General features: G+C 43.6%; 24 protein-coding genes. 20 read left to right on the forward strand and 4 right to left on the reverse strand.

The window, feature by feature from the left end; translation table 11 throughout:
- Positions 1-277: 277 nt before the first annotated feature.
- From DWZ93_RS08995 to DWZ93_RS09015, 5 genes are read left to right on the forward strand one after another with little or no spacing between them, the layout of a single operon-like run.
- Positions 278-586, forward strand: a complete 309-nt coding sequence (locus DWZ93_RS08995; RefSeq protein WP_118452664.1) for a type II toxin-antitoxin system RelB/DinJ family antitoxin — start codon at positions 278-280, stop codon at positions 584-586.
- The gene (locus DWZ93_RS09000) at positions 583-894 is read left to right on the forward strand and encodes a type II toxin-antitoxin system RelE/ParE family toxin (protein WP_118452665.1); all 312 of its coding nucleotides are present in this window, start codon (positions 583-585) and stop codon (positions 892-894) included. Before DWZ93_RS08995 ends, DWZ93_RS09000 begins: the two co-directional genes overlap by 4 nt.
- 3 nt (positions 895-897) lie before the next feature.
- Positions 898-1,146 (forward strand): hypothetical protein, encoded by a 249-nt coding sequence (locus DWZ93_RS09005; protein ID WP_118452666.1) that lies wholly within the window; start codon positions 898-900, stop codon positions 1,144-1,146.
- A gap of 57 nt (positions 1,147-1,203) precedes the next feature.
- A complete protein-coding gene (locus DWZ93_RS09010) occupies positions 1,204-1,524 on the forward strand; it encodes a hypothetical protein (RefSeq protein WP_118452667.1) in 321 nt (106 codons plus the stop codon).
- 23 nt (positions 1,525-1,547) lie between these two features.
- Complete coding sequence (locus tag DWZ93_RS09015) at positions 1,548-1,898, forward strand: arsenate reductase family protein (protein WP_118452668.1); 351 nt, start codon at positions 1,548-1,550, stop codon at positions 1,896-1,898.
- Positions 1,899-2,103: 205 nt separating this feature from the next.
- On the opposite strand, the gene DWZ93_RS09020 is transcribed toward DWZ93_RS09015, so the two are convergent.
- On the reverse strand, positions 2,104-2,661 hold the full coding sequence (locus tag DWZ93_RS09020) for a biotin transporter BioY (protein WP_118452669.1): 558 nt from the start codon (positions 2,659-2,661) through the stop codon (positions 2,104-2,106).
- 280 nt (positions 2,662-2,941) lie between these two features.
- On the opposite strand from DWZ93_RS09020, the gene DWZ93_RS09025 reads away from it, so the two are divergent.
- Both DWZ93_RS09025 and DWZ93_RS09030 read left to right on the forward strand, forming a co-directional pair.
- The gene (locus DWZ93_RS09025; protein ID WP_199665918.1) at positions 2,942-3,472 is read left to right on the forward strand and encodes a DNA-deoxyinosine glycosylase; all 531 of its coding nucleotides are present in this window, start codon (positions 2,942-2,944) and stop codon (positions 3,470-3,472) included.
- Positions 3,462-4,337 (forward strand): exonuclease domain-containing protein, encoded by an 876-nt coding sequence (locus tag DWZ93_RS09030; RefSeq protein WP_243061253.1) that lies wholly within the window; start codon positions 3,462-3,464, stop codon positions 4,335-4,337. The genes DWZ93_RS09025 and DWZ93_RS09030 overlap by 11 nt, the downstream gene beginning before the upstream one ends.
- A gap of 111 nt (positions 4,338-4,448) precedes the next feature.
- On the opposite strand, the gene DWZ93_RS09035 is transcribed toward DWZ93_RS09030, so the two are convergent.
- Positions 4,449-4,685, reverse strand: a complete 237-nt coding sequence (locus DWZ93_RS09035; RefSeq protein ID WP_199665920.1) for a hypothetical protein — start codon at positions 4,683-4,685, stop codon at positions 4,449-4,451.
- A 252-nt stretch (positions 4,686-4,937) separates the two neighbouring features.
- On the opposite strand from DWZ93_RS09035, the gene DWZ93_RS09040 reads away from it, so the two are divergent.
- Positions 4,938-5,360, forward strand: coding sequence for a cupin domain-containing protein (locus DWZ93_RS09040; RefSeq protein ID WP_118452672.1), 423 nt, complete (start codon positions 4,938-4,940; stop codon positions 5,358-5,360).
- Between the two features lie 48 nt (positions 5,361-5,408).
- Positions 5,409-6,455: a response regulator transcription factor gene (locus DWZ93_RS09045; RefSeq protein ID WP_118452673.1), complete on the forward strand. Its 1,047-nt coding sequence runs from the start codon at positions 5,409-5,411 to the stop codon at positions 6,453-6,455.
- Between the two features lie 21 nt (positions 6,456-6,476).
- Here DWZ93_RS09045 and DWZ93_RS09050 read toward each other — a convergent pair whose 3' ends face one another.
- The gene (locus DWZ93_RS09050) at positions 6,477-7,451 is read right to left on the reverse strand and encodes a calcium/sodium antiporter (RefSeq protein WP_118382280.1); all 975 of its coding nucleotides are present in this window, start codon (positions 7,449-7,451) and stop codon (positions 6,477-6,479) included.
- 194 nt (positions 7,452-7,645) lie between these two features.
- Here DWZ93_RS09050 and DWZ93_RS09055 point away from each other — a divergent pair, with 194 nt between their 5' ends.
- The 8 genes from DWZ93_RS09055 to DWZ93_RS09090 all read left to right on the forward strand — a co-directional run bounded on the left by DWZ93_RS09055 (position 7,646) and on the right by DWZ93_RS09090 (position 15,328).
- Positions 7,646-8,587, forward strand: coding sequence for a DMT family transporter (locus DWZ93_RS09055; RefSeq protein WP_243061244.1), 942 nt, complete (start codon positions 7,646-7,648; stop codon positions 8,585-8,587).
- Positions 8,588-8,737: 150 nt separating this feature from the next.
- Complete coding sequence (locus DWZ93_RS09060; protein WP_118452674.1) at positions 8,738-9,100, forward strand: Hpt domain-containing protein; 363 nt, start codon at positions 8,738-8,740, stop codon at positions 9,098-9,100.
- A gap of 3 nt (positions 9,101-9,103) precedes the next feature.
- Positions 9,104-11,137, forward strand: a complete 2,034-nt coding sequence (locus DWZ93_RS09065) for a diguanylate cyclase (RefSeq protein ID WP_118452675.1) — start codon at positions 9,104-9,106, stop codon at positions 11,135-11,137.
- Between the two features lie 275 nt (positions 11,138-11,412).
- A complete protein-coding gene (locus DWZ93_RS09070) occupies positions 11,413-11,733 on the forward strand; it encodes a hypothetical protein (protein ID WP_118452676.1) in 321 nt (106 codons plus the stop codon).
- Positions 11,730-12,347: a signal peptidase I gene (locus tag DWZ93_RS09075; protein ID WP_118452677.1), complete on the forward strand. Its 618-nt coding sequence runs from the start codon at positions 11,730-11,732 to the stop codon at positions 12,345-12,347. The genes DWZ93_RS09070 and DWZ93_RS09075 overlap by 4 nt, the downstream gene beginning before the upstream one ends.
- A complete protein-coding gene (locus DWZ93_RS09080; protein ID WP_118452678.1) occupies positions 12,348-13,667 on the forward strand; it encodes a putative ABC transporter permease in 1,320 nt (439 codons plus the stop codon). It begins immediately after the preceding gene.
- Positions 13,668-13,688: 21 nt separating this feature from the next.
- Entirely contained in the window at positions 13,689-14,678 is a 990-nt protein-coding gene (locus DWZ93_RS09085) for a guanosine polyphosphate pyrophosphohydrolase (RefSeq protein ID WP_118452679.1), read from the forward strand.
- Positions 14,679-14,710: 32 nt separating this feature from the next.
- Positions 14,711-15,328: a flavodoxin family protein gene (locus DWZ93_RS09090; RefSeq protein ID WP_118452680.1), complete on the forward strand. Its 618-nt coding sequence runs from the start codon at positions 14,711-14,713 to the stop codon at positions 15,326-15,328.
- 64 nt (positions 15,329-15,392) lie between these two features.
- Here the strand turns inward: DWZ93_RS09090 and trpS are convergent, their stop codons facing one another.
- Positions 15,393-16,454 (reverse strand): tryptophan--tRNA ligase, encoded by a 1,062-nt coding sequence (gene trpS, locus DWZ93_RS09095; protein WP_118452681.1) that lies wholly within the window; start codon positions 16,452-16,454, stop codon positions 15,393-15,395.
- 155 nt (positions 16,455-16,609) lie between these two features.
- On the opposite strand from trpS, the gene DWZ93_RS09100 reads away from it, so the two are divergent.
- The 3 genes from DWZ93_RS09100 (at position 16,610) to DWZ93_RS09110 (ending at position 19,920) form a co-directional block, all read left to right on the forward strand.
- The gene (locus DWZ93_RS09100; protein ID WP_118382288.1) at positions 16,610-18,007 is read left to right on the forward strand and encodes an alanine/glycine:cation symporter family protein; all 1,398 of its coding nucleotides are present in this window, start codon (positions 16,610-16,612) and stop codon (positions 18,005-18,007) included.
- A complete protein-coding gene (locus DWZ93_RS09105; RefSeq protein WP_118452682.1) occupies positions 18,004-18,966 on the forward strand; it encodes a LysR family transcriptional regulator in 963 nt (320 codons plus the stop codon). The genes DWZ93_RS09100 and DWZ93_RS09105 overlap by 4 nt, the downstream gene beginning before the upstream one ends.
- A 96-nt stretch (positions 18,967-19,062) precedes the next feature.
- Entirely contained in the window at positions 19,063-19,920 is an 858-nt protein-coding gene (locus tag DWZ93_RS09110; protein ID WP_118452683.1) for a YitT family protein, read from the forward strand.
- The last annotated feature ends 15 nt before the right edge of the window (positions 19,921-19,935 follow it).

The following is a 19,935-nucleotide window of genomic DNA, read 5'->3' on the forward strand; positions in this document are numbered from 1 at the left end:
GGAATGAAAAACGGCTCAGGCGGTGCTTGAGTGGCTGTTTTTCAGCTTTTGCATGTGCTCCTTGATAATTTATTCATCATTTTATGCATGATTGAATGTTCGGGAGATTTGGAGGCGAGTTATTCAGCAGTTTCCTAATAGAATTGGGTGGAAATGCAGTAAGGAGGACTTTGATAAGTTTTGATGAACAGATTGTAAATTTTGAAGGTAGTATTGCTGTTGTACGCACAATCGATTATAATATGAATATAAAAATATCGGAAAGGTGGTGTTTTATATGGCAGCAAAATCAGCGAATCTTTATGTTCGTATTGAACCAGAGGTAAAAGAAAAGGCGGAAAGCATTTTGTCCACACTTGGTATTCCTGCATCCAATGCTATCAATATGTTTTATAAACAGATAATTCTTCAGAGAGGACTTCCTTTTGAAGTGAAAATTCCATCTTCTCGTCCTGTAGATATGTCGGCTTTATCAGAAGCAGAACTGAATGCAGAACTTGAGAAAGGATATGCGGATATCAAAGCAGGAAGAACAAGAGAAGCAAGTGCAGTTTTTGCAGACATCCGTAAGGATTATAACCTATGATTTACACTGTTGAAATTACAGATCAGGCTGATAATGATATTCGTAACATATATGAATATATTGCCTACGAACTGCAGTCACCGGAGAATGCCAGTGGTCAGTTGGACAGAATCGAAAGGTGTATTATGAGTCTTGACGATATGCCAGAGCGCTATCGTTTTTATGATAGAGAACCGTGGAAAAGTCGTGGACTTCATATTGTTCCAGTAGATGATTATTGCGTTCTATATATTGTAGATAATGATGATAGGACAGTTTCCATCATGCGAGTGATGTATATTTTACAAGCAAAGGGTATGCAGTTATAGGCAATGATATCAAATAACAGTACGATACCAACATTTTTTATCTATGGAGAAAAAGATCCGGTTGCCGGATTCGGTAAGGGTATTGCTAAGGTGTATCATGCATATCATAAAAATAATGAAAATACAAAGATTTATTGTATGAATGATGCAACTCATGATATTCTTCATGATCGGATGTGCTCGGATATAATATTTGATAAAATCGAAGCATTTATTCATTATGTGGAAAAAGAGAAGATGCCGAAGAATTAGTTGTTAATTTGATTTTTAAGGTGATAGTAGCAGAAAAAGTAAGGCGGTTTTAAAGGAATGGGTTACAATTTTAAAAAGATAGCTGCCATGGCGATTATTTCTATGACCGTTGTATCTGCAATTACAGGTTGTAGTCAAGCTACGGATACGGATTCGGCGTTTCAGCCCCTGGATGTAGAGCAGCTTGAGTCTGAGACTACAGACATCAATGACAGAGCGGAATATTACGAGAAAAATGTTGATGACCGTATAGATGAAATGACCGAGGAAGAGAAAGAAAAGTTTTATGTGAATTTGACGGTGACGTATACCGGCAGAGAAAATTATGGCGAAGATGACATTATCTTCCTGAGAAATGATGATGAAAATACAAAGTGATTTACGGATTGGAGGAAATTGATATGTTATTTATTTGGTATCCTAAGTGTTCAACCTGCCAGAAAGCAAAGAAATGGTTGGACAGTCACGAGATTGAATATACGGAACGTCATATTGTTGAGGAGAATCCAACATATGAAGAATTAAAAGAATGGTATCAGAAGAGCGGCATGCCGCTTAAGAAGTTTTTCAATACCAGCGGTATGATTTACAAAGAGATGAAGCTGAAAGATAAGCTCCCGACTATGAGTGAGGACGAGCAGTTGAAGCTTTTAGCTAGCAATGGAATGCTGGTAAAACGTCCGTTGGTAGTGGGTGATGATCTTGTCGTTACAGGGTTCAAAGAAGCTGAGTGGGAAGAAAAAATAAAGTAAGAAATAATGGAAAGATAGAAACAAAAGCACAGGAGTTTTAAAGGAATGGGCAAAAATATGAAAAAGATAGTTGGCATGGCTGTTATTTTGGCGGCTGTTGTATCTAGAGCAGACTATTACGAATGATGAAAATACAAAGTGATAATAACAAGAAAAGGTGGATTTGCTGAATATTCGGCAGATCCACCTTTTCTATAAGGGGGGATTATTCAATTACAGTTCCTAATCTTTTCCGTATCATTGGTCCGATTACTGTTACAATAACAATCTTAATCAGGTCAGCCGGGATAAATGGAATGACGCAGACTGCAAGAGCAGCAGCTACGGTATATCCGGACTGGAAGCAGAACCACACGGTTCCGAATGCATAGCAGATTGCTGTTCCGATAATCATAGCAAGTATCTGAATCCATCTCTGATGAAATTTGTCAATGATTATACCAGCAACAATTGCCATTGGGATAAAGCCGATGATATATCCGCCTGTCGGACCGGCGAGTTTAGCGATTCCACCGGCAAATCCGGAGAAAACAGGAAGACCGGCAAGTCCGAGTAACAGATAAATCAGAAGGCTTAAAGTTCCTTTTTTCCAGTTCAACAAATAGAGAGACAGGAAAATTACAAAATTGGTAAGTGATATTGGCACCGGACCGATTGGAACAGATAATGGTGCGAGAATGCAGGTGACAGCAGTCATTAGAGCGGTTGCTGTCAAGGCATAGGTTTTATTCTTTTGTAATTCCTGAGTATTGTTAAGATTCATTTTCATTCTCCGTTTCGTTTTTATTATTCTTATGTTACTTTAGCACGTGAAAAACAGATTGTCAACCACATACGCGTGATTGGTTAACAATCAAAAACAACTAAAGACTATTGATAATTATATCGCAGTGCGATATGCTTTGTATATCGAACTACGATACATAGAAAGGTAAAAGAACTTACTGATGGAGAGATTGTGCTTGCACCAGGAACCATGTATGGGAGTCTGTCGAAGATGGAGAAGAAAACAGGCAGATAAAAGACTATGAGGGCAGAAGAAAATGAACGAAATGGAACATGTGACACATGAATTTCAACCGATATATGATAAGGATTCCAAAGTATTGATGCTTGGCACCATGCCATCGCCAAAGTCCAGAGAAGTGGGATTCTATTATGGCCATCCGAGGAATCGTTTTTGGAAAGTTGTTTCGGATGTGTGCGGAGAGGCTTTACCAGAGACAAAGGAAGAGAAGATTGCATTTGCACTGCGGAATCATATTGCGGTATGGGATGTGCTGGCAGGCTGTGAGATACATGGTGCGGACGACAGTAGTATCCGTAACCCGGAGCCGAATGATATGAACCGGATATTAAAAGAAGCTGATATTCAGGCAATATTTGCAACCGGGCAGAAAGCGGCACAATTATATAAAAGGTATTGTCAGGAAGAGACCGGGCGGGAGATTATCTGTCTGCCATCGACCAGTCCGGCGAATTGCCGTGTTCATTATGAGGAATTGTATGAGGCATATAAAGTGATACGAGATTATATACTGGGAGGACTTTGCGGTGACAAAGATGAAGCATAAAAAGAGAACATATAGAAAAGAGCAGCCCAAAGAGACTCTGGTTGTATGGGATATATTAAAGAATGAAACAGTTGCATTTCTGGATACAGAATATGTAACAACACAGCAGAAACATGGACGCCCGGCGAAGCTGGTATCTGTTGGAATGGTAATCTGTCGCGGTGGTTTTGAGGAAGTGGACAGATTTCATTCATACATTCATATGGAAGGCGAATTGCATGATAAATTCCGGGAGCTTACAGGAATTACAGAAAAGGATCTTAGGCATGCGCCATCTTATGAAAAAGTGATGGAACAAGTTGGTAAAAAGCTGGACGAGCATGAGGTGGAGCATATCTTCGTATGGGGACCGGACAAGATCGTGATTCAGAGAGATCTTATGGAGTATCGGGAGATGATTTCAAAAAAGTCCAGAAAAATCGTAAATCGTATGCTTCGTATGATGAAGGATATCGAAGTGATTTATTCCCGAAAACTGAAACTGCGCAGTATTGGAATTGCGAACTTGAAATATTTGTGCGGACTGGGCAATGAGGTATGTCATGATGCATTATCGGATGCGATTGATCTGAAAAATGTGATCCGGCATATGGATATGAATGGGTGCCCGAAGTATATGGTAGAGGCCATGCGGTCATATCTTGCAGATAAGGAATTATACTGTCGGTGCAGGAGATTCCATGAAAAATGGGATAATGTTCCAGAGAATCTGCTGAAAAAGAGTCAGGATGTTATGCAGGAGCTTGAGCATATGGAATCAATGGAGGCAAAGGCATTGCGTGATGATATGTTGGCAGTGTGCATGGGAGAAGATCTGTCATTTCCAACATTGGAGGAATATATAGAGCAGGTTTCGTATATGTAGTGGGGATTCCGGCGCGAGAGGAAGGCGGAGAAGATGAGTAAAGGAAAAAAGAAAGTATGTCTGTGATTAAACGGAGGAATTTCACTTAAACGGGAAATTCCTCCTATTTTCTTACTGTTGTATTGATTTCAGTGATTCAAACAGTGCAATGTCGTCTGCTTTCAGCTTGACATTGGTACAGTACTTTTTACCTTCTGGCGTAGTGACGTTGATCTCGATGATCGAACCTTCCTCTATAGCATCCTGCGATACCGCTTTCAGGAACATCGGAAATTTCGGATGATTAGCCCGAAAGAGGTTCACATCGGATTTTAATTTCTGTATCATAGCAATCTGACGAAAATCCATATTTATTATCCTCCGTGTGTTGTAAAGTTCTATTGGATTATACTGAAAATATCAGTATGAGTCAACCGGAATGAAGAAGTTGAAAATGTATCTGTTGTGAGATACACTGTGTATTAAGGAAAACTTATCATAAGGTACAAGGAAGAGAACATGAAGAAATTTATTGAAGAATTTAAAGCATTTGCCCTTCGCGGACACATTTTCCAGTGAGATACATATACTTAAATTGAGAAGAAAAATGTGAGGCATGGCATGAACTGTGAGAAATGTGCAGAGCAGAGAGATTATGGCATGAATCCGTATGTAGTTAATGCGGAGCAGTGCACGATACAGAACCGGAATTATCGGAGAGCTGTATGGACAGGATGTTATCTGCAGATGACGGTAATGAGTATTTCTGCCTGCGAAGAGACAGGACCTGAGTTTCATAAAGACATGGATCAGTATATCAGAGTGGAGCAGGGCAATGCGATCGTGAAGGTTGGCAGACGCAGAAAATGTATGGATCTGCAGGAGAGTATGTGCCGCGGAGATGCAGTGTTTGTACCATCGGGAAACTGGCACAATATCATTAATATTGGCAAGATACCGCTGAAACTTTCCGTGATCTATGCACCGCCGCATTACCGGAAGGGGACGGTTAATCAGACGAAAACGGACGATTTGCACAGGTGAGCAGGAAAAAATATGTTATAATTATAATATACAAGGGGGTGGAACGAGATGAAGAACGTTACAGCAGAGGAAATGACTGCAGTACCAATGACGATGACAGTTCAGGAATACATTCCTATGCTTCTGATGAATACTGCATTTGAACCGGGAACATGTATGGAGTTTATAGAGTCCTTGACAGATCCGGATGTGAAGAAAATGGCATATGCGGAGTATTATTATTTCAGTGGACAGCATGAGAAGGCGGTAGAATATGCCAGCCCATATCTGAATCACGAGAATGCGATGGTTCGGATGTCTGCCTGTCTGATCTGTTCCTTTGCGAATCTGTCGCTTAATCATATCCGTGATGCGAGGCGAGGGCTGGACCGCCTGCAGGAGAGCTTGGCACAGTATGAACATGCAGATCAGGCGAATAAGGCGTTGCTGGCATTTATAGGCGGTGCATCGAGGGTGCTTCTTCATCTGCCGACAGACGGACTTCCGAACATGGCAGAGAGCATCCGTTTCCTTCCGGAAGGAATGCGGTTCTGGGGATGCTACGTAATGGCGCATGAAGCGTACCTGAAGCAGGAATATGGACAGTCCTTAGGAATAGTACAGGCCTGTCAGAGTATGAGCACAAAGACCTATCCGATCGCACGGATCTATCTGGATCTGATGGGAGCTATGGATGCCATGAATCTTCGAAAAACCGAGCTTGCTAAAAAGTATTTTATGGATGCATGGGAGACAGCCAGACCAGACGATCTGATTGAGGGTATCGGAGAACATCATGGGTTATTGCAGGGATTGATCGAGACCTGTATGCGGGATGACTGGCCGGAAGATTATAAGAGAATTATCGAGATTACATACCGGTTCAGTTATGGATGGCGCAGGATCCATAATTCAGATACCAATGAAGAAGTGGCGGATAATCTGACAACAACAGAATTCACCATTGCCATGTTGGCGAGCAGAGGATGGAGCAATGCAGAGATTGCGGAGCATATGCGGTTATCCGAGCGTACAGTCAAACAACATCTGTCTACAGTGTATACGAAGTTAAATATCGACAAGAGAAGTCAGTTGAATGAATATATGCTCAGATAATGGTGAATAAGCAAAGTATTATTATCGTATACAGATGTACACGAGATAAACAGCATAAAGCACCAGCATGATGATGCCTTCGTTACGTTTGATCGTCTGGGAAGTCCATGCAAAGGCCATGACGATCAGACTCATGATTACCAGGATAATAATGTCGATGATATTCTCCAACAGAAACGCAACCGGACTGATGGATGCTGCGATGCCGAGTACAAATAAGATGTTGAAAATGTTGGAACCGATGACATTACCAAGTGCCATGTCTACTTCATTCTTGCGCGCTGCAACAATGGAAGTGACAAGTTCCGGAAGGCTAGTTCCGGTAGCTACGATAGTAAGGCCGATCAGTGTCTGGCTGAGACCGAGCCCTGCTGCAATCACAGATGCACCATCTACAACAAAGTCACCGCCGTATTTGATGGCGATCATACCACCGACGATGAAGATCAGACATTTCCAGACCGGAAGAATATCAATATCATCTTCAGTAAATTCCACTTCTTCGGTCATCAGACGTTCTTTTATATGCTTTTTACGGGCAGTTCTGGCAGCCTGGATCATCCACAGGAGATATCCGACAAAGATGATCAGGAGAATCACACCTTCTACGTGTCCCAGTGTCATGCCGAAGTATCCGAGAAACATCAGCAGGATGGCACAGAGGATGGAAAGTGGGAATTCTTTCTGTAATGTATCCTTTTTAATAGTCAGTGGAGCAAACAGTGTACAGACTCCGCAGACAACCATCAGATTGAATATATTAGAACCGACTACATTGCTGACAGCCAGAGTGTTATTGCCTGCCAGGGAAGCAGTTACGCTGACTGCGCATTCCGGGAGACTGGTACCCATTGCTACGATCGTCATACCGATGATGAGAGACGGTACTTTCAGACGTCTGGCAACGGAAGAGCTCCCTTCCACAAAATAATCAGCACCTTTAATCAGCAGTACAAAGCCGATCACTAATATAAGAATTTCTTTTAACAGATTCATACAATGACCTCGTTTTCTTTTCTATAATCCATGCAGATGTAAAAAATGCATATTTATTTAACTATAGTAGAAGGATGAAGGCTTGTCAATGACAGAAAGTATGAAAACGCGTCGAAAATGAGGGTTGGATTCCAGATACGTTTTTGCTACAATAAATGCAGTGTGTAATTACAAAAGAGAGTGAGAGGGTTAAAGTGGAAAATACTAATATAGAAATGTCAGAGAAAATGAGGCGGCGTGAGACCATGCGGGGAACAGCACTTACATTGATGGGCGGCGTGTTCTGGGGACTTGCAGGCGTCTTTGGCAAGTATTCATTTGAACATAAAGGGATGACGGCGCAGTGGCTGGTTAATGTCCGGCTGATCATTGCCGGACTGATACTGTTAACAACTGTCTATATGAAGCAGAAAAAAGATACTTTTCGGGTGTGGAAGAATGCCCGCCATACGATTCGTATGATCCTGTATGGCGTGATCGGTATTGCTGCCTGCCAGATGACTTATTATATGGCAGTGGACGATTCCAATGCGGGCATCGCAACAGTGCTTCAATATACGGCACCGGTTATGATCATGATATATCTGTCCATCCGTAATCGAAAGCTTCCGGAGCTGTCAGAGCGCGTGGCTCTGATTCTTGCTTTTGGCGGAATTATCCTGCTTGCAACGCATGGACACCTAACAGAACTCAGCATTTCTAAGACAACCCTGGTGCTCGGACTTATGTCAGCAGTGGCAACGGTATTCTATAACCTGCTTCCGGGTAATCTGATGGATGAGTACAGTACGTTTGCAATCGTAGGATGGGGTATGCTGGTCAGCGGCATCGCCCTGCTTCCGTTTGTGAGACCGTGGAATACCACACCGCTTATTACTTGGGACTGGCAGACGTTTCTCTGTACAGGTGTGGTTATTATTGTAGGAACAGTACTTTCTTTCGGATTCTACATGGAAGGAGTGCGCCTGATCGGCGGATCCAGAGCGAGTCTGTTTGCATCTGTAGAGCCGTTGACGGCAACGATCGCATCTGTATTATTTATGGGTGTGGCATTTTCGGTGATGGATTTGCTTGGATTTGTCGGTATTATTGGTGCTGTAGTGATATTATCTTTGCCTAAAAAGGCGGAAAAATGATCAGCTTGATCATTGGCTGAACATTGCGAAAGTTGTACTTGTGATAGCTTTTGCGATAGACTATAATAAAAATTGAGATTTACACACATTCTCGGTAGTTAGACTTTTATCATCATACTTCTTGAGTTATCGGGAATACAGGAGGAAGAAATGGATATTAAAGAATGTTACAAAGAAATGGGCGCAGATTATGAAGATGTACTTCGGCGTATGGGCAGTGACAGCCTGGTAGAACGTTTTACACTGCGCTTTTTGGATGATAAAAGTTATCAGATGATAAAAGATGGTATTGCAGCCGGAGATGCAGAGACGGCATTCCGCGGCGCACATACATTAAAAGGTGTCTGTCTGAATCTGGGTTTTAGTTCACTGTATGAAGTGAGTGCGCAGCTTACAGAGGATCTGCGGGGGCGCGTGATCGAAGGAAGTGAAGCATCTCAGGCGGCAGTTGACAGAGAATATCAGAGAACAGAGAATGCAATTCGCAGATGGCAGAACGAGAACAGAGGATAGACAATGAGGACAGACATCAAGAGAACGATGGAACAGGCAAGGATGGAGATGGACATCCTTTCAAAAGTATATAGTAAAGTGCGTTTACTGAGCAGAGATGAGCTGTGCGTGGATAATTCAGATGATGCATGTTGGCGTGAGTCATGCCTTGGCGGTGGTGAGTACTGCCAAGACTGTGTGTCTGTGATGTCAATAGAAGAACATAGACAGAAGACGAAGCTTAAATATATAGGCTCAGAGCTTTATGAAGTGACTGCCAGATATCTGGAGATTGATGGTAAGCCGTATGTTATGGAACTGATCCAGACTCTTGATGATTCAGACAGCAATATGGAGAATGCAATCGACAGTCAGGAGAGTCAGGACGCAGAAGTGTTTTATAAAGCCTTGTACACAGATGCGCTGACCGGAGCATATAACAGACGCTATTATGAGGAGCACTTGAAAAAACGTGTCTTGTCTGCCGGTGTTGCAATATTTGATCTGGATGATTTTAAGCTGGCGAATGATACATACGGACATGATATCGGAGATCGGATTTTAAAGACAGAGGTATCTGTGATCCTGAATCTGATCCGTAAGACAGATTCGTTGGTGCGTATCGGCGGCGATGAATTTCTGTTGGTGATGCCTGGCATTTCTCAGGATAACTTCGATGGAAAGCTCAGAGAGATCCGAAGACTGATCTCATCTGCAGAAGTATCGAACAGCCATAATCAGCAGATAACGGTTAGCATCGGCGGCGTCATGGCGAAGAATGAGGCGATTTGCGACGTCGCGGCAAGAGCAGATAGATATATGTATCAGGCAAAGACACATAAGAATTCGATTTCGACGGAATGGGGAATTATAGAGATGCCAGAGCATGCAGTGCTGTCTGCAGGTAAGAAGAAGTCTGATCAGTGTATCCTGGTCGTAGATGATTCGGAGATGAACCGAGCCATTCTGTGTGAGATGCTGAAGGATAATTTTGATACACTGGAGGCAGAGAATGGCGAAGAGGCACTGGATATGCTGTCCAGGTACGGCCGGCGGATCTCACTGGTTCTTCTGGATGTTGTGATGCCTGTTATGGATGGATTTGAAGTGCTGGAGAAGATGAATAGTAAAGGGATTATCGATGATATTCCGGTTATCATGATATCCAGTGAGGATTCGAATACCTTTATCAGAACAGCATATGAGATGGGAGTATCCGATTATATCAGACGTCCGTATGATGCTATGATTGTGCGCAGACGTGTGTATAATACGATCAAGCTGTATGCAAAGCAGAGGCGTCTGACATCCATTTTGTCAGAGCAGATGAAAGACAAGGAGCAGAACCGTCAGATCATGGTCGGTATTCTGAGCCACATCGTTGAGTTTCGTAACGGAGAAAGCGGAGCACATGTACAGCATATCAACGTACTGACTAAGATGCTCCTGAGCAGACTTGTGCAGAAGACGGATAAGTATGATCTGACCTGGCAGGATCGCGAGACAATCGTGATGGCATCATCCCTTCACGATATTGGTAAGATCGGTATTGATGATAAGATTCTGAACAAGCGTGGCAAGCTGACAGATGAAGAATTTGAGATCATGAAGCAGCATACTGTGATCGGAGCTTCAATCCTGGAAGAACTGACCATGTATCAGGATGAGCCTTTGGTTAAGACTGCATATCGGGTGTGCAGATGGCATCATGAGCGTTATGACGGAAGAGGCTATCCGGATGGTCTAAAAGGGGAAGAGATTCCGATTTCGGCACAGGTGGTATCACTTGCGGATGTATATGATGCACTGGTAAGTAAGCGTGTATACAAGAAGAGTTTCTCGCATGAGACAGCGATGAAGATGATCTTTAATGGAGAATGTGGCATATTTAATCCGTTGCTTCTGGAGTGCCTCAAGGATATACAGGATGACATCTATAACACTGTATACGCAGAAGGCAATGAGATGTTCGATTCCAAGGATAAAGAAGGACAGGGAATTAAAAAATTGTATGAAAAGTCAGTGAATTTCGGGGGGGGGGCAGAATTTATAATCTAGTTTCTCGGAAAACACATTAAGTTATCAGTTAATTCAATGGGCGATAGTATTATTTATGGCAGACAGTCGCAGTAGTGACTGTCTGTTTTTTTGCTATTTTTTGTTATGAAAACAAAAAACACCGTTTCAAATAGTTGCGTATGAAAGAATAATTTTTTATAATAAAATATGTATGCTCAATTGAGAAACATGAAAAGGTTTGCTGCAAGAAAAGAGACAGAAGAGACCAGACAGCCAGGGCAATAAGGGATATTCGCTCACAGGCAGCAAAGGATGTGACGGATGCTGAGATTCAGGCAGTGAAGGCAGAAGCTGCACAGGAAGTTGAAGCTGTGCGCAAGGATGCAGAGCAGCAGATTGCGGTCATACATAAAGACGCAGAGCAGCAGATTGCAGCCATCTGTAAAGACGCAGAGCATGAAATTGAACGTGCGAAGCAGGAGACGGCAGATGCTGTACAGCGTATGCTGGCTGCGGAGAAAGAAAAAGAAAAGGCAATTGCCAAGGCTGAAGCAAACAGTCTGTCACGCTATATTGTACAGACACTTCAGGAACGACGTGACCGTAAGCAGACCAAAGAGGATGATGAGAAATGAAGATAAAGAAAGCATTTTTTGCTCTGATGAATCTTATTTCCGTACTGGTCATTGCATTGGCAGTTGTTGTATTAATTATTGTATTATTGACGAAACCAGGAGAAGCACCGAATATTGCAGGATATTCGGCGCTTCGCATTACAACGGGAAGTATGGAGCCAACGTATGGTGTTGATACGATGATTCTGGTGAAAAAGACAGATTCCTCTGAGATTAAAGAAGGAGATGTGATCTCATTTTATTCATCAGACCCGGCACTGGATGGGGCAGTTAATACACATCGCGTAGTGTCGATTCAGCAGGAGGATGACCATTATATCTATGAGACCAAAGGAGATGGCAATAATGTCATCGATGCCTATCCGGCGGATTCCAGATATCTGGTCGGAAAGGTGGTCGGTTCTTCAACATTGATCGGCAAGCTGTCGAGACTGGCTGCGAATCCGTTGATGTTTATCCCGATGATTCTGGTGCCGCTGGCATTAATATTGATCTGTAATGTAGTAAGCACGGTATCGCTGGCTGGTAAGATTGCCAAGGAAGAGGAAGAAGAGGCAGTGCGGGAAGCGATTCGGGAGATTCGTGAGAAGAAAGAGAATAAAGGAAAAGAATAAATGTACACAGGATATGAGCTTCTCTGGCTCTTTTTCAGTGCCAGCTTCCTTGGCTGGGTACTGGAGACTGCTTCGGCAGCACTGAGTCGGAGAAAATTTACAAACAGAGGTATTGTCAATGCACCGTTTTGTATCATCTACGGTGTGGCATTGACGGTGATAACAGTTTTCTGCCAGGAACTGCAGGGTTTCTGGCTGTTTGCTGAGTGTATGATTCTGGCTACCGTGATTGAATGGGTGGCAGGTCATATGATTGAGCGAATGTACCATGAGAGATGGTGGGATTATTCAAATCGTAAATGGAATCTGGATGGATATATCTGTCTGTCTGCATCTGTATTGTGGGGAGCACTTGGTGCGGTTATGATGCGTTGGGGGAATCCGCTGCTGGAAGACATCTACCATCTGTTGCCATATACAGTCGGTAGGATAGTGCTGTGGGTGCTGGTGGGTGTGCTGGTACTTGATATGGCAGCGACGCTGATTATTCTGTCAGGACGAAGCCGCAGGATGGAACAGTGGGAAGCAGTTGACTCGTGGCTTACTGGTATCAGCTCTAATCTGGAGAGGAAGATCTATGGATGGATCGACCGCCGTATCCGCAGAGCTTATCCGGAGAAAGAAGGTAAACGTGCGGAGATTCTGGCTGAAAAGGCAGAGCGAGATGAGATGTCTTCGACTGTATTTGCTTATGGCTGCGGATTTTATAAGATTGTCTGGCTGTTTCTGATCGGTGCATTTTTAGGAGACATCGTAGAGACGATATTTTGCAGGATCACCGGAGGTGTCTGGATGAGCAGGAGCAGTGTGGTCTGGGGACCGTTCAGTGTAGTCTGGGGACTTGGTATTGCGGGCGCAACGATGCTGCTTTACCGGTATCGTGACAGATCAGATCGATACATATTTATGGCAGGCACTTTTTTGGGAGGAGCATATGAGTATCTGTGTAGCGTGTTCTCAGAGATCGTATTTGGTAAGGTGTTCTGGGATTACAGCGATATTCCGTTCAATCTGGGCGGCAGGATCAATCTGCTGTATTGCTTTTTCTGGGGCATTGCGGCAGTCGTGTGGCTGAAACTTTTATATCCGGTTATTTCCGGTTGGATTGAGAAAATACCGATGAAAATCGGTAAAATTCTGACCTGGATATTGATTGTATTTATGTGTTGTAATATGATAGTTTCGATCATGGCGTTAGTACGAAGTGATCAGAGAGCACATGATGTGAAAGCCACATACAGCTGGCAGCAGACGATGGATGAGCGATTTGATGATGCCAGACTTCAGCGCATTTACCCGAATGCACTGAAAGTGGAGTAACAGAAGACGGAAGGTGATAAGATGGTAACATTGAATGATTATCTCTATTCCGGAAGTACCATTTTTCGGATATTGAATAATTACATCAGGGATCTGAGAAAAGATGCCAAAGTTAATCATAATGAGATTGATCTGGTTCACAGTAATTTTCTGATTCATATCCAGGAAATGCTGGAGCATAATGATTTCCTGACTGCGCAGTCTCAGAAAATACGGGAATTTTATCGATATATGGCGAAGGAATATCCATTTCTTGCATTTACTTTCCGGGGGCGGATCAAATCTCTGATCCGGGCAGAAGAGAAGTTTAATGGGTATATTGTGGAATATATCTATGATTATTATGAAAAATACGGCAGTTATCCATCTGTGGCTCAGCTGAAAGACAGACTGAGTTGTTTCCGGGATTTTATTGCTTATCGTATTGTCATTTCGTTACCGAAATGTTATACGGATTCAGAGGAAGACAGGAAAAAACGGGAATTAGAGTATCTATATCAGATTGCCAATATTCTGCCGGAGTTTCTGGAAGAACGTGGATTTACTGCGGAGCCTACAGGGGGAATCATGGAGAGTACTTCACCGTTTTTAAAAGAGGAGGTCCATCCTTACTATCGGGATTATATTTCTCATAATGGGGTCAATGAGTACCAGTCGCTGCATATTACATTCTATGATAACAGTTCCAGAAGTTATGTGGAGGTGCAGCTCCGGACGAAGGAAATGGACGATGTGGCGGAGATCGGTTCGGCGAATCACAGACTCTATGAAAAGGCTCAGGAGAAAGACCGATCCAGAAGAGAGGCGATCCCGGAAGGTGAATGCAGGTATTTTGATGATGCTTACGAACGTGGCATGAAACTTCTGAATCTTCAAATGAAAGATCTCGATGTGAATATGTTTGCAGCCACGGATAACAGCCATGTAAATGACGGATGCGGACTGTATCGGGGACGTTTGATTCTGCCGTATGAGCATTTGTCCAGATTTCAGACGGATTCAGAAGAATAGAGGATAGATATTACATAAAGGAGGCAATATAGATGAAAGTATTAATGATCAACGGAAGCCCGCACAAAGAGGGCAATACAGCCACAGCGCTGCAGGAAATGAAGAAAGTATTCGAGCAGGAGGGAGTTGCGGCAGAGATCGTGAATATTGGTAATGATGCCATTCGCGGATGCGTTGCCTGTGGAGCCTGTCGTAAGCTTGGTAAATGTGTATATGACGATCTGGTAAATGAGATTGCACCGAAGTTTGAGGAGGCAGACGGACTGGTTGTAGGAAGTCCGGTGTATTATGCATCTGCCAATGCATCTCTGGTTGCGGTTCTTGACCGTTTGTTCCACAGCACCGGGTTTGCCAAAACCATGAAGGTGGGGGCCGGCGTAGTAGTAGCAAGACGAGGTGGATTATCAGCAACATTCGATGAGCTGAATAAGTATTTTACCATCTCAGGTATGCCGGTTGCGTCCAGCCAGTACTGGAACAGTGTACATGGTGCAGCACCGGGAGAGGCAAGCAGGGATCTGGAAGGAATGCAGACCATGCGCGTACTTGCACGGAATATGACATTCTTGATGAAGAGTATCCAGCTTGGAAAAGAGAAGTTCGGACTGCCGGAGACAGAGCCGAAGACACCGACCAATTTTATACGGTAAGAGATTACGAAAGCCATCGGCAGATTCTATTGAATGCCGATGGCTTTTATAAGTACTTTTGAATTTATTTCAGTAAGTTACTGTCCTCAAAGTAGTCGATCTTCATAGCGTGACGTACATCATGAAGTGTAGAAGCTGCAGTTTCGCGGGCTTTTTCACTGCCGACTCTCAGAAGATCATATACATCTTCAATGCGTGACTCCCACATCTTACGGCGCTCACGGATCGGAGCAAGCTCAGCCTGAAGAACGTTATTCAGGAACTTCTTGACTTTAACATCACCAAGTCCACCTCTGGAGTAGTGAGCCTTAAGCTCGTCCAGATTCTGATACTCTGGCAGAAACTCTGCAAAATGCTCTGGGCGGCTGAATGCATCCAGATAGATAAATACCGGATTGCCTTCTACCTGTCCCGGATCTTCGACACGAAGGTGGTTCGGATCTGTGAACATGGACATGACCTTCTTACGGATGTCATCCGCTTCGTCAGACAGATAGATGCAGTTGCCGAGAGATTTGCTCATCTTGGCTTTGCCATCGATACCTGGCAGACGGAGACATGCCTGATTGTCCGGAAGTACGATCTTAGGATCTGTCAGAGTTTCGCCGTATACGCTGTTGAATTTGTGAACGATTTCCTTACACTGCTCGATCATTGGCATCTGGTCTTCACCAACCGGAACAGCAGTTGCACGGAATGCAGTAATATCGGCTGCCTGACTGATCGGATAGCAGAAGAAACCAACCGGAATGCTGGCTTCAAAGTTACGCTGCTGGATCTCAGCCTTTACCGTAGGGTTACGCTGTACACGGGATACAGTCACCAGGTTCATATAATAAAAACTAAGCTCTGTAAGCTCCGGAACCATGGACTGGATGAAAATAGTAGCCTTCTCAGGATCAATACCGCATGCCAGATAATCCAGTGCAACCTGAAGAATATTCTGGCGAACTTTCTCCGGATGCTCAGCGTTGTCTGTCAGAGCCTGTGCGTCGGCGATCATGATGTAAATCTCATCGAACTTTCCTGAGTTCTGAAGCTTGACACGTTCTTTCAGTGAACCTACATAGTGTCCTACATGGAGACGCCCGGTCGGACGGTCTCCTGTTAAGATAACCTGTTTCATAATTATTAAATTCCTTTCAGAAAAAAAGTACAATTAAAATGCCTAAATCTTATTATATCTGTGCTGTACTGGGGTTGTCAATAATTGGTGTTGATATTATCGCTTTAATAGTGTAAAGTATTGATATATATATGTGAAAGAGAGAGGTTTGTATAATGAAAATAGTGTATTGGATATATAATTTCCTATGGGGAGACCTGGTGAAGATCCCGCTTCCCGGAGGAAATTCAGTGGCGCTGTCTCTGCTGGTACTGATTCTTGTTCCAGCTGGAATCTTCTTTATGATAAGGACAAGGTTTCTGCCGATCCGTCTTTTCCCGGATATGATTAAGATTACCGTATCCACGGAGAAGAAATCGGATGGACTCTCCGGACTGCAGGCATTGATCGTATCAACAGCCACCAGAGTCGGCATGGGAAATCTGGTAGGTGTTGTAGCGGCTGTGTCAGCAGGAGGTGCCGGTGCCGTATTCTGGATGTGGGTAACTGCAATTGTAGGTTCGGCTACCGCATTTATTGAGGCAACGTTGGCACAGATATACAAAGAAAAAGATCCGCTTTATGGCGGTTATAGGGGAGGCCCGGCATATTTTCTGCATTCTCTTGCAGAACGTGTACGGGGAAAGAAGCTGAAACGATCTGTACTGGCCGTACTGTTTGCTATTTCCGGATTGATCTGCTGGTGTGGGATCAGTCAGGTGATCGGTAATTCGGTATCCACTTCATTGAAAAATGCATTTCATATTCCGACACTTTGGACAGCCGTTGCATTGACTATAGTGTCAGCGGTGATCGTACTTCGGAAGAATGCGACGGTAAAAGTACTGGATGTGGTAGTTCCGATTATGGCTGGATGCTATTTCTTTGTAACGGTATTTATCATTTTGAAAAATGTGGGACAGCTTCCGGCAATCTTTGAACGGATCTTTGCAGAGGCATTTGGTATTCGTCAGGTAGCAGCGGGCGGCTTTGGTGCTGTGATCATGAATGGAGTTAAACGTGGACTGTTTTCAAATGAAGCAGGATCCGGTTCGGCACCTTGCGCGGCGGCAGCGGCAGATATCGATCATCCGACAAAGGAAGGATTGTTGCAGGCATTGGGCGTGTTTATTGATACATTGGTGATCTGCAGCTGCTCAGCCATGCTGATGCTTCTGGCACCGGAAGAGACCGTAAGCGGACTGGCAGGTATGGATCTGCTGCAGTCTGCTATGGAATATCATATGGGACAGGCCGGGGTTGTATTTATTGCCGTGATGCTGTTGCTGTTCAGCTTTTCAACCTTTATTGGAATTCTGTTTTATGCGCGCAGTAATGTGGCGTATCTGTTTGGCGATAATTGGCTGTCCCAGACATTGTATAAGATTTTGGCACTGGTGATGCTGTTCGTCGGATGTCAGGCAGCCTATACCTTTGTATGGGATCTTGGCGATGTGGGAATCGGTCTTATGACAATATTTAATATGATAGCGTTATTCCCATTATCGAAGGAAGCGATCGCATCGTTGAAAGACTATGAGACGAAGAAGAAAAAAGGAGAACTATCCTTATGATCAATCATTTGAATCTGGTGTATTTTATTACAGCGGCAAGAGAATTGAATTTTACCAGGGCGGCAGAGAAGTTATTTATCAGCCAGCAGGCATTGAGTAATCATATTGCTTCGCTGGAGAAGGATGTAGGGATCTCTCTGATTGACCGGAAGACTCCGATGAAGCTTACAGCAGCGGGAGAGATCTTCTATAAATATGCGGTTCAGATGGAGGACAGCTATCAGGCAATGTTGCAGGAGATCAGCGAAGTTAAGGAAGAAAAGCGTGGCGAGCTGACCATCGGTATTTCGCACACCAGAGGCCGGCTGATCCTGCCGAAAGTATTACCGGAGTTCATGGAGCAGTATCCGTTAATTGAGGTGCATATTCTGGAGGGCAATACCAGGGAACTGTGGGAGGCACTGCGGGATGAGACGATTGATATGGCGGTAGGACCATGCACAGAAGATGCTAAAGATATGGTATTCACGGAACTGGCGGAAGAGGATGTGGTGCTTGCTATCTCCGAGGATCTGTTCAAGAAGCTGGCAAAGGAGAAAGCAGATTACATTCGGAATACCCTGATCCAGACAGGTAAGATCAGCTGTCTGAAAGATATGTCCTTTTTGTTAAATAAAGAAGGCAACATTTCCAGAGATGTTGCAGATGAGATCTTCAAAGAGGAAAATATGAAACCGCATACAGTGGTAGAGACGGAGAATATTGAGACGGTAGGTGAAATGTGTGCGGCGGGCATCGGTGTTGCATTTTATCCGACGTCACTTCTTCATACGCTGCTTATGGATAACAGTCTCGGAGAACTGCAGCTTTTTAGGCTGAAATATCCATGGACACATATGGAAGTATCCGTAGTATACCGCAAGGGAAAATACGTGACGAAGGCAATGCATGAACTGATTCAAATTATGAAAAAAGAGGTCAGAAAGCAATATGATCCATCTACAATAAAAATGTTGTAGCGTGGACTAGGATAAAACTGTTTCACAATAGAAAGAATGTGTATTACTCTAGTATATAGGAAGAGAAAGTATGGATTCCAGAGAGGTGGAACGGTTATGAGTAATAAAGCAATCAAACTTTTTAAAGATTATATAGTAATAACACTGGCAGTGATCATTATGGATTTGGGGATTTATGCATTTAAATTCCCAAATCATTTCTCGTTTGGAGGAGTTTCCGGTCTTGCGGTAGTGTTAAATGAGATTCTTGGAATCTCAGCAGCTCAGATTAACCTGGTGATTAATCTGGCACTGCTGGTAATTGGGTTTGCGGTGCTCGGCAAAAGCTTTGGACTGAAGACGGCTTATGCTACTGTATTGTCCTCCGTAGTGCTGAGCCTGATGGAGAAGATGATGCCGATCAGCGCACCGCTTACCAATCAGCCGATGCTGGAGCTTGCCTATGCGATTGCTCTTCCGGCAGTTGCAGCGGCAATGCTGTTTTACGTAGATGCATCCGGTGGTGGTACGGATATTGTTGCGATGATACTGAAGAAATATACGACAATTGATATCGGAACCGCGCTGCTGATCTCTGATGTTGCAATCGTAGCACTTTCATTTATCGCATTTGATGTACGTACAGGTTTATTCTCTGTATGTGGATTGCTGGCAAAATCAATCTTCGTAGATCGTACGATGGATCAGATGCGTCTGTGCAAGTATTTTACGATCATCAGTTCCGATCCGGAACCAATCTGCGATTTTATTCAGAATGTATTAAACAGAAGTACCACTCTTTACAATGCAGAGGGCGGCTATTCTCATGAAAATAAAAAGGTTATCTTATGTGCGCTGGATCGCCGTCAGGCAGTGATCCTGCAGAGATTTATCCGTCAGACAGATGATTCTGCATTCATCATGATCACTAAGAGCAGTGAAACTTTTGGAAAAGGGTTTCGATTGACTGCGTAATTGTGCTATACTGAC

It is taken from the genome of Dorea sp. AF36-15AT (genome assembly GCF_003477705.1).
Classification (GTDB): Bacteria; Bacillota; Clostridia; order Lachnospirales; family Lachnospiraceae; genus Claveliimonas; species Claveliimonas ammoniilytica.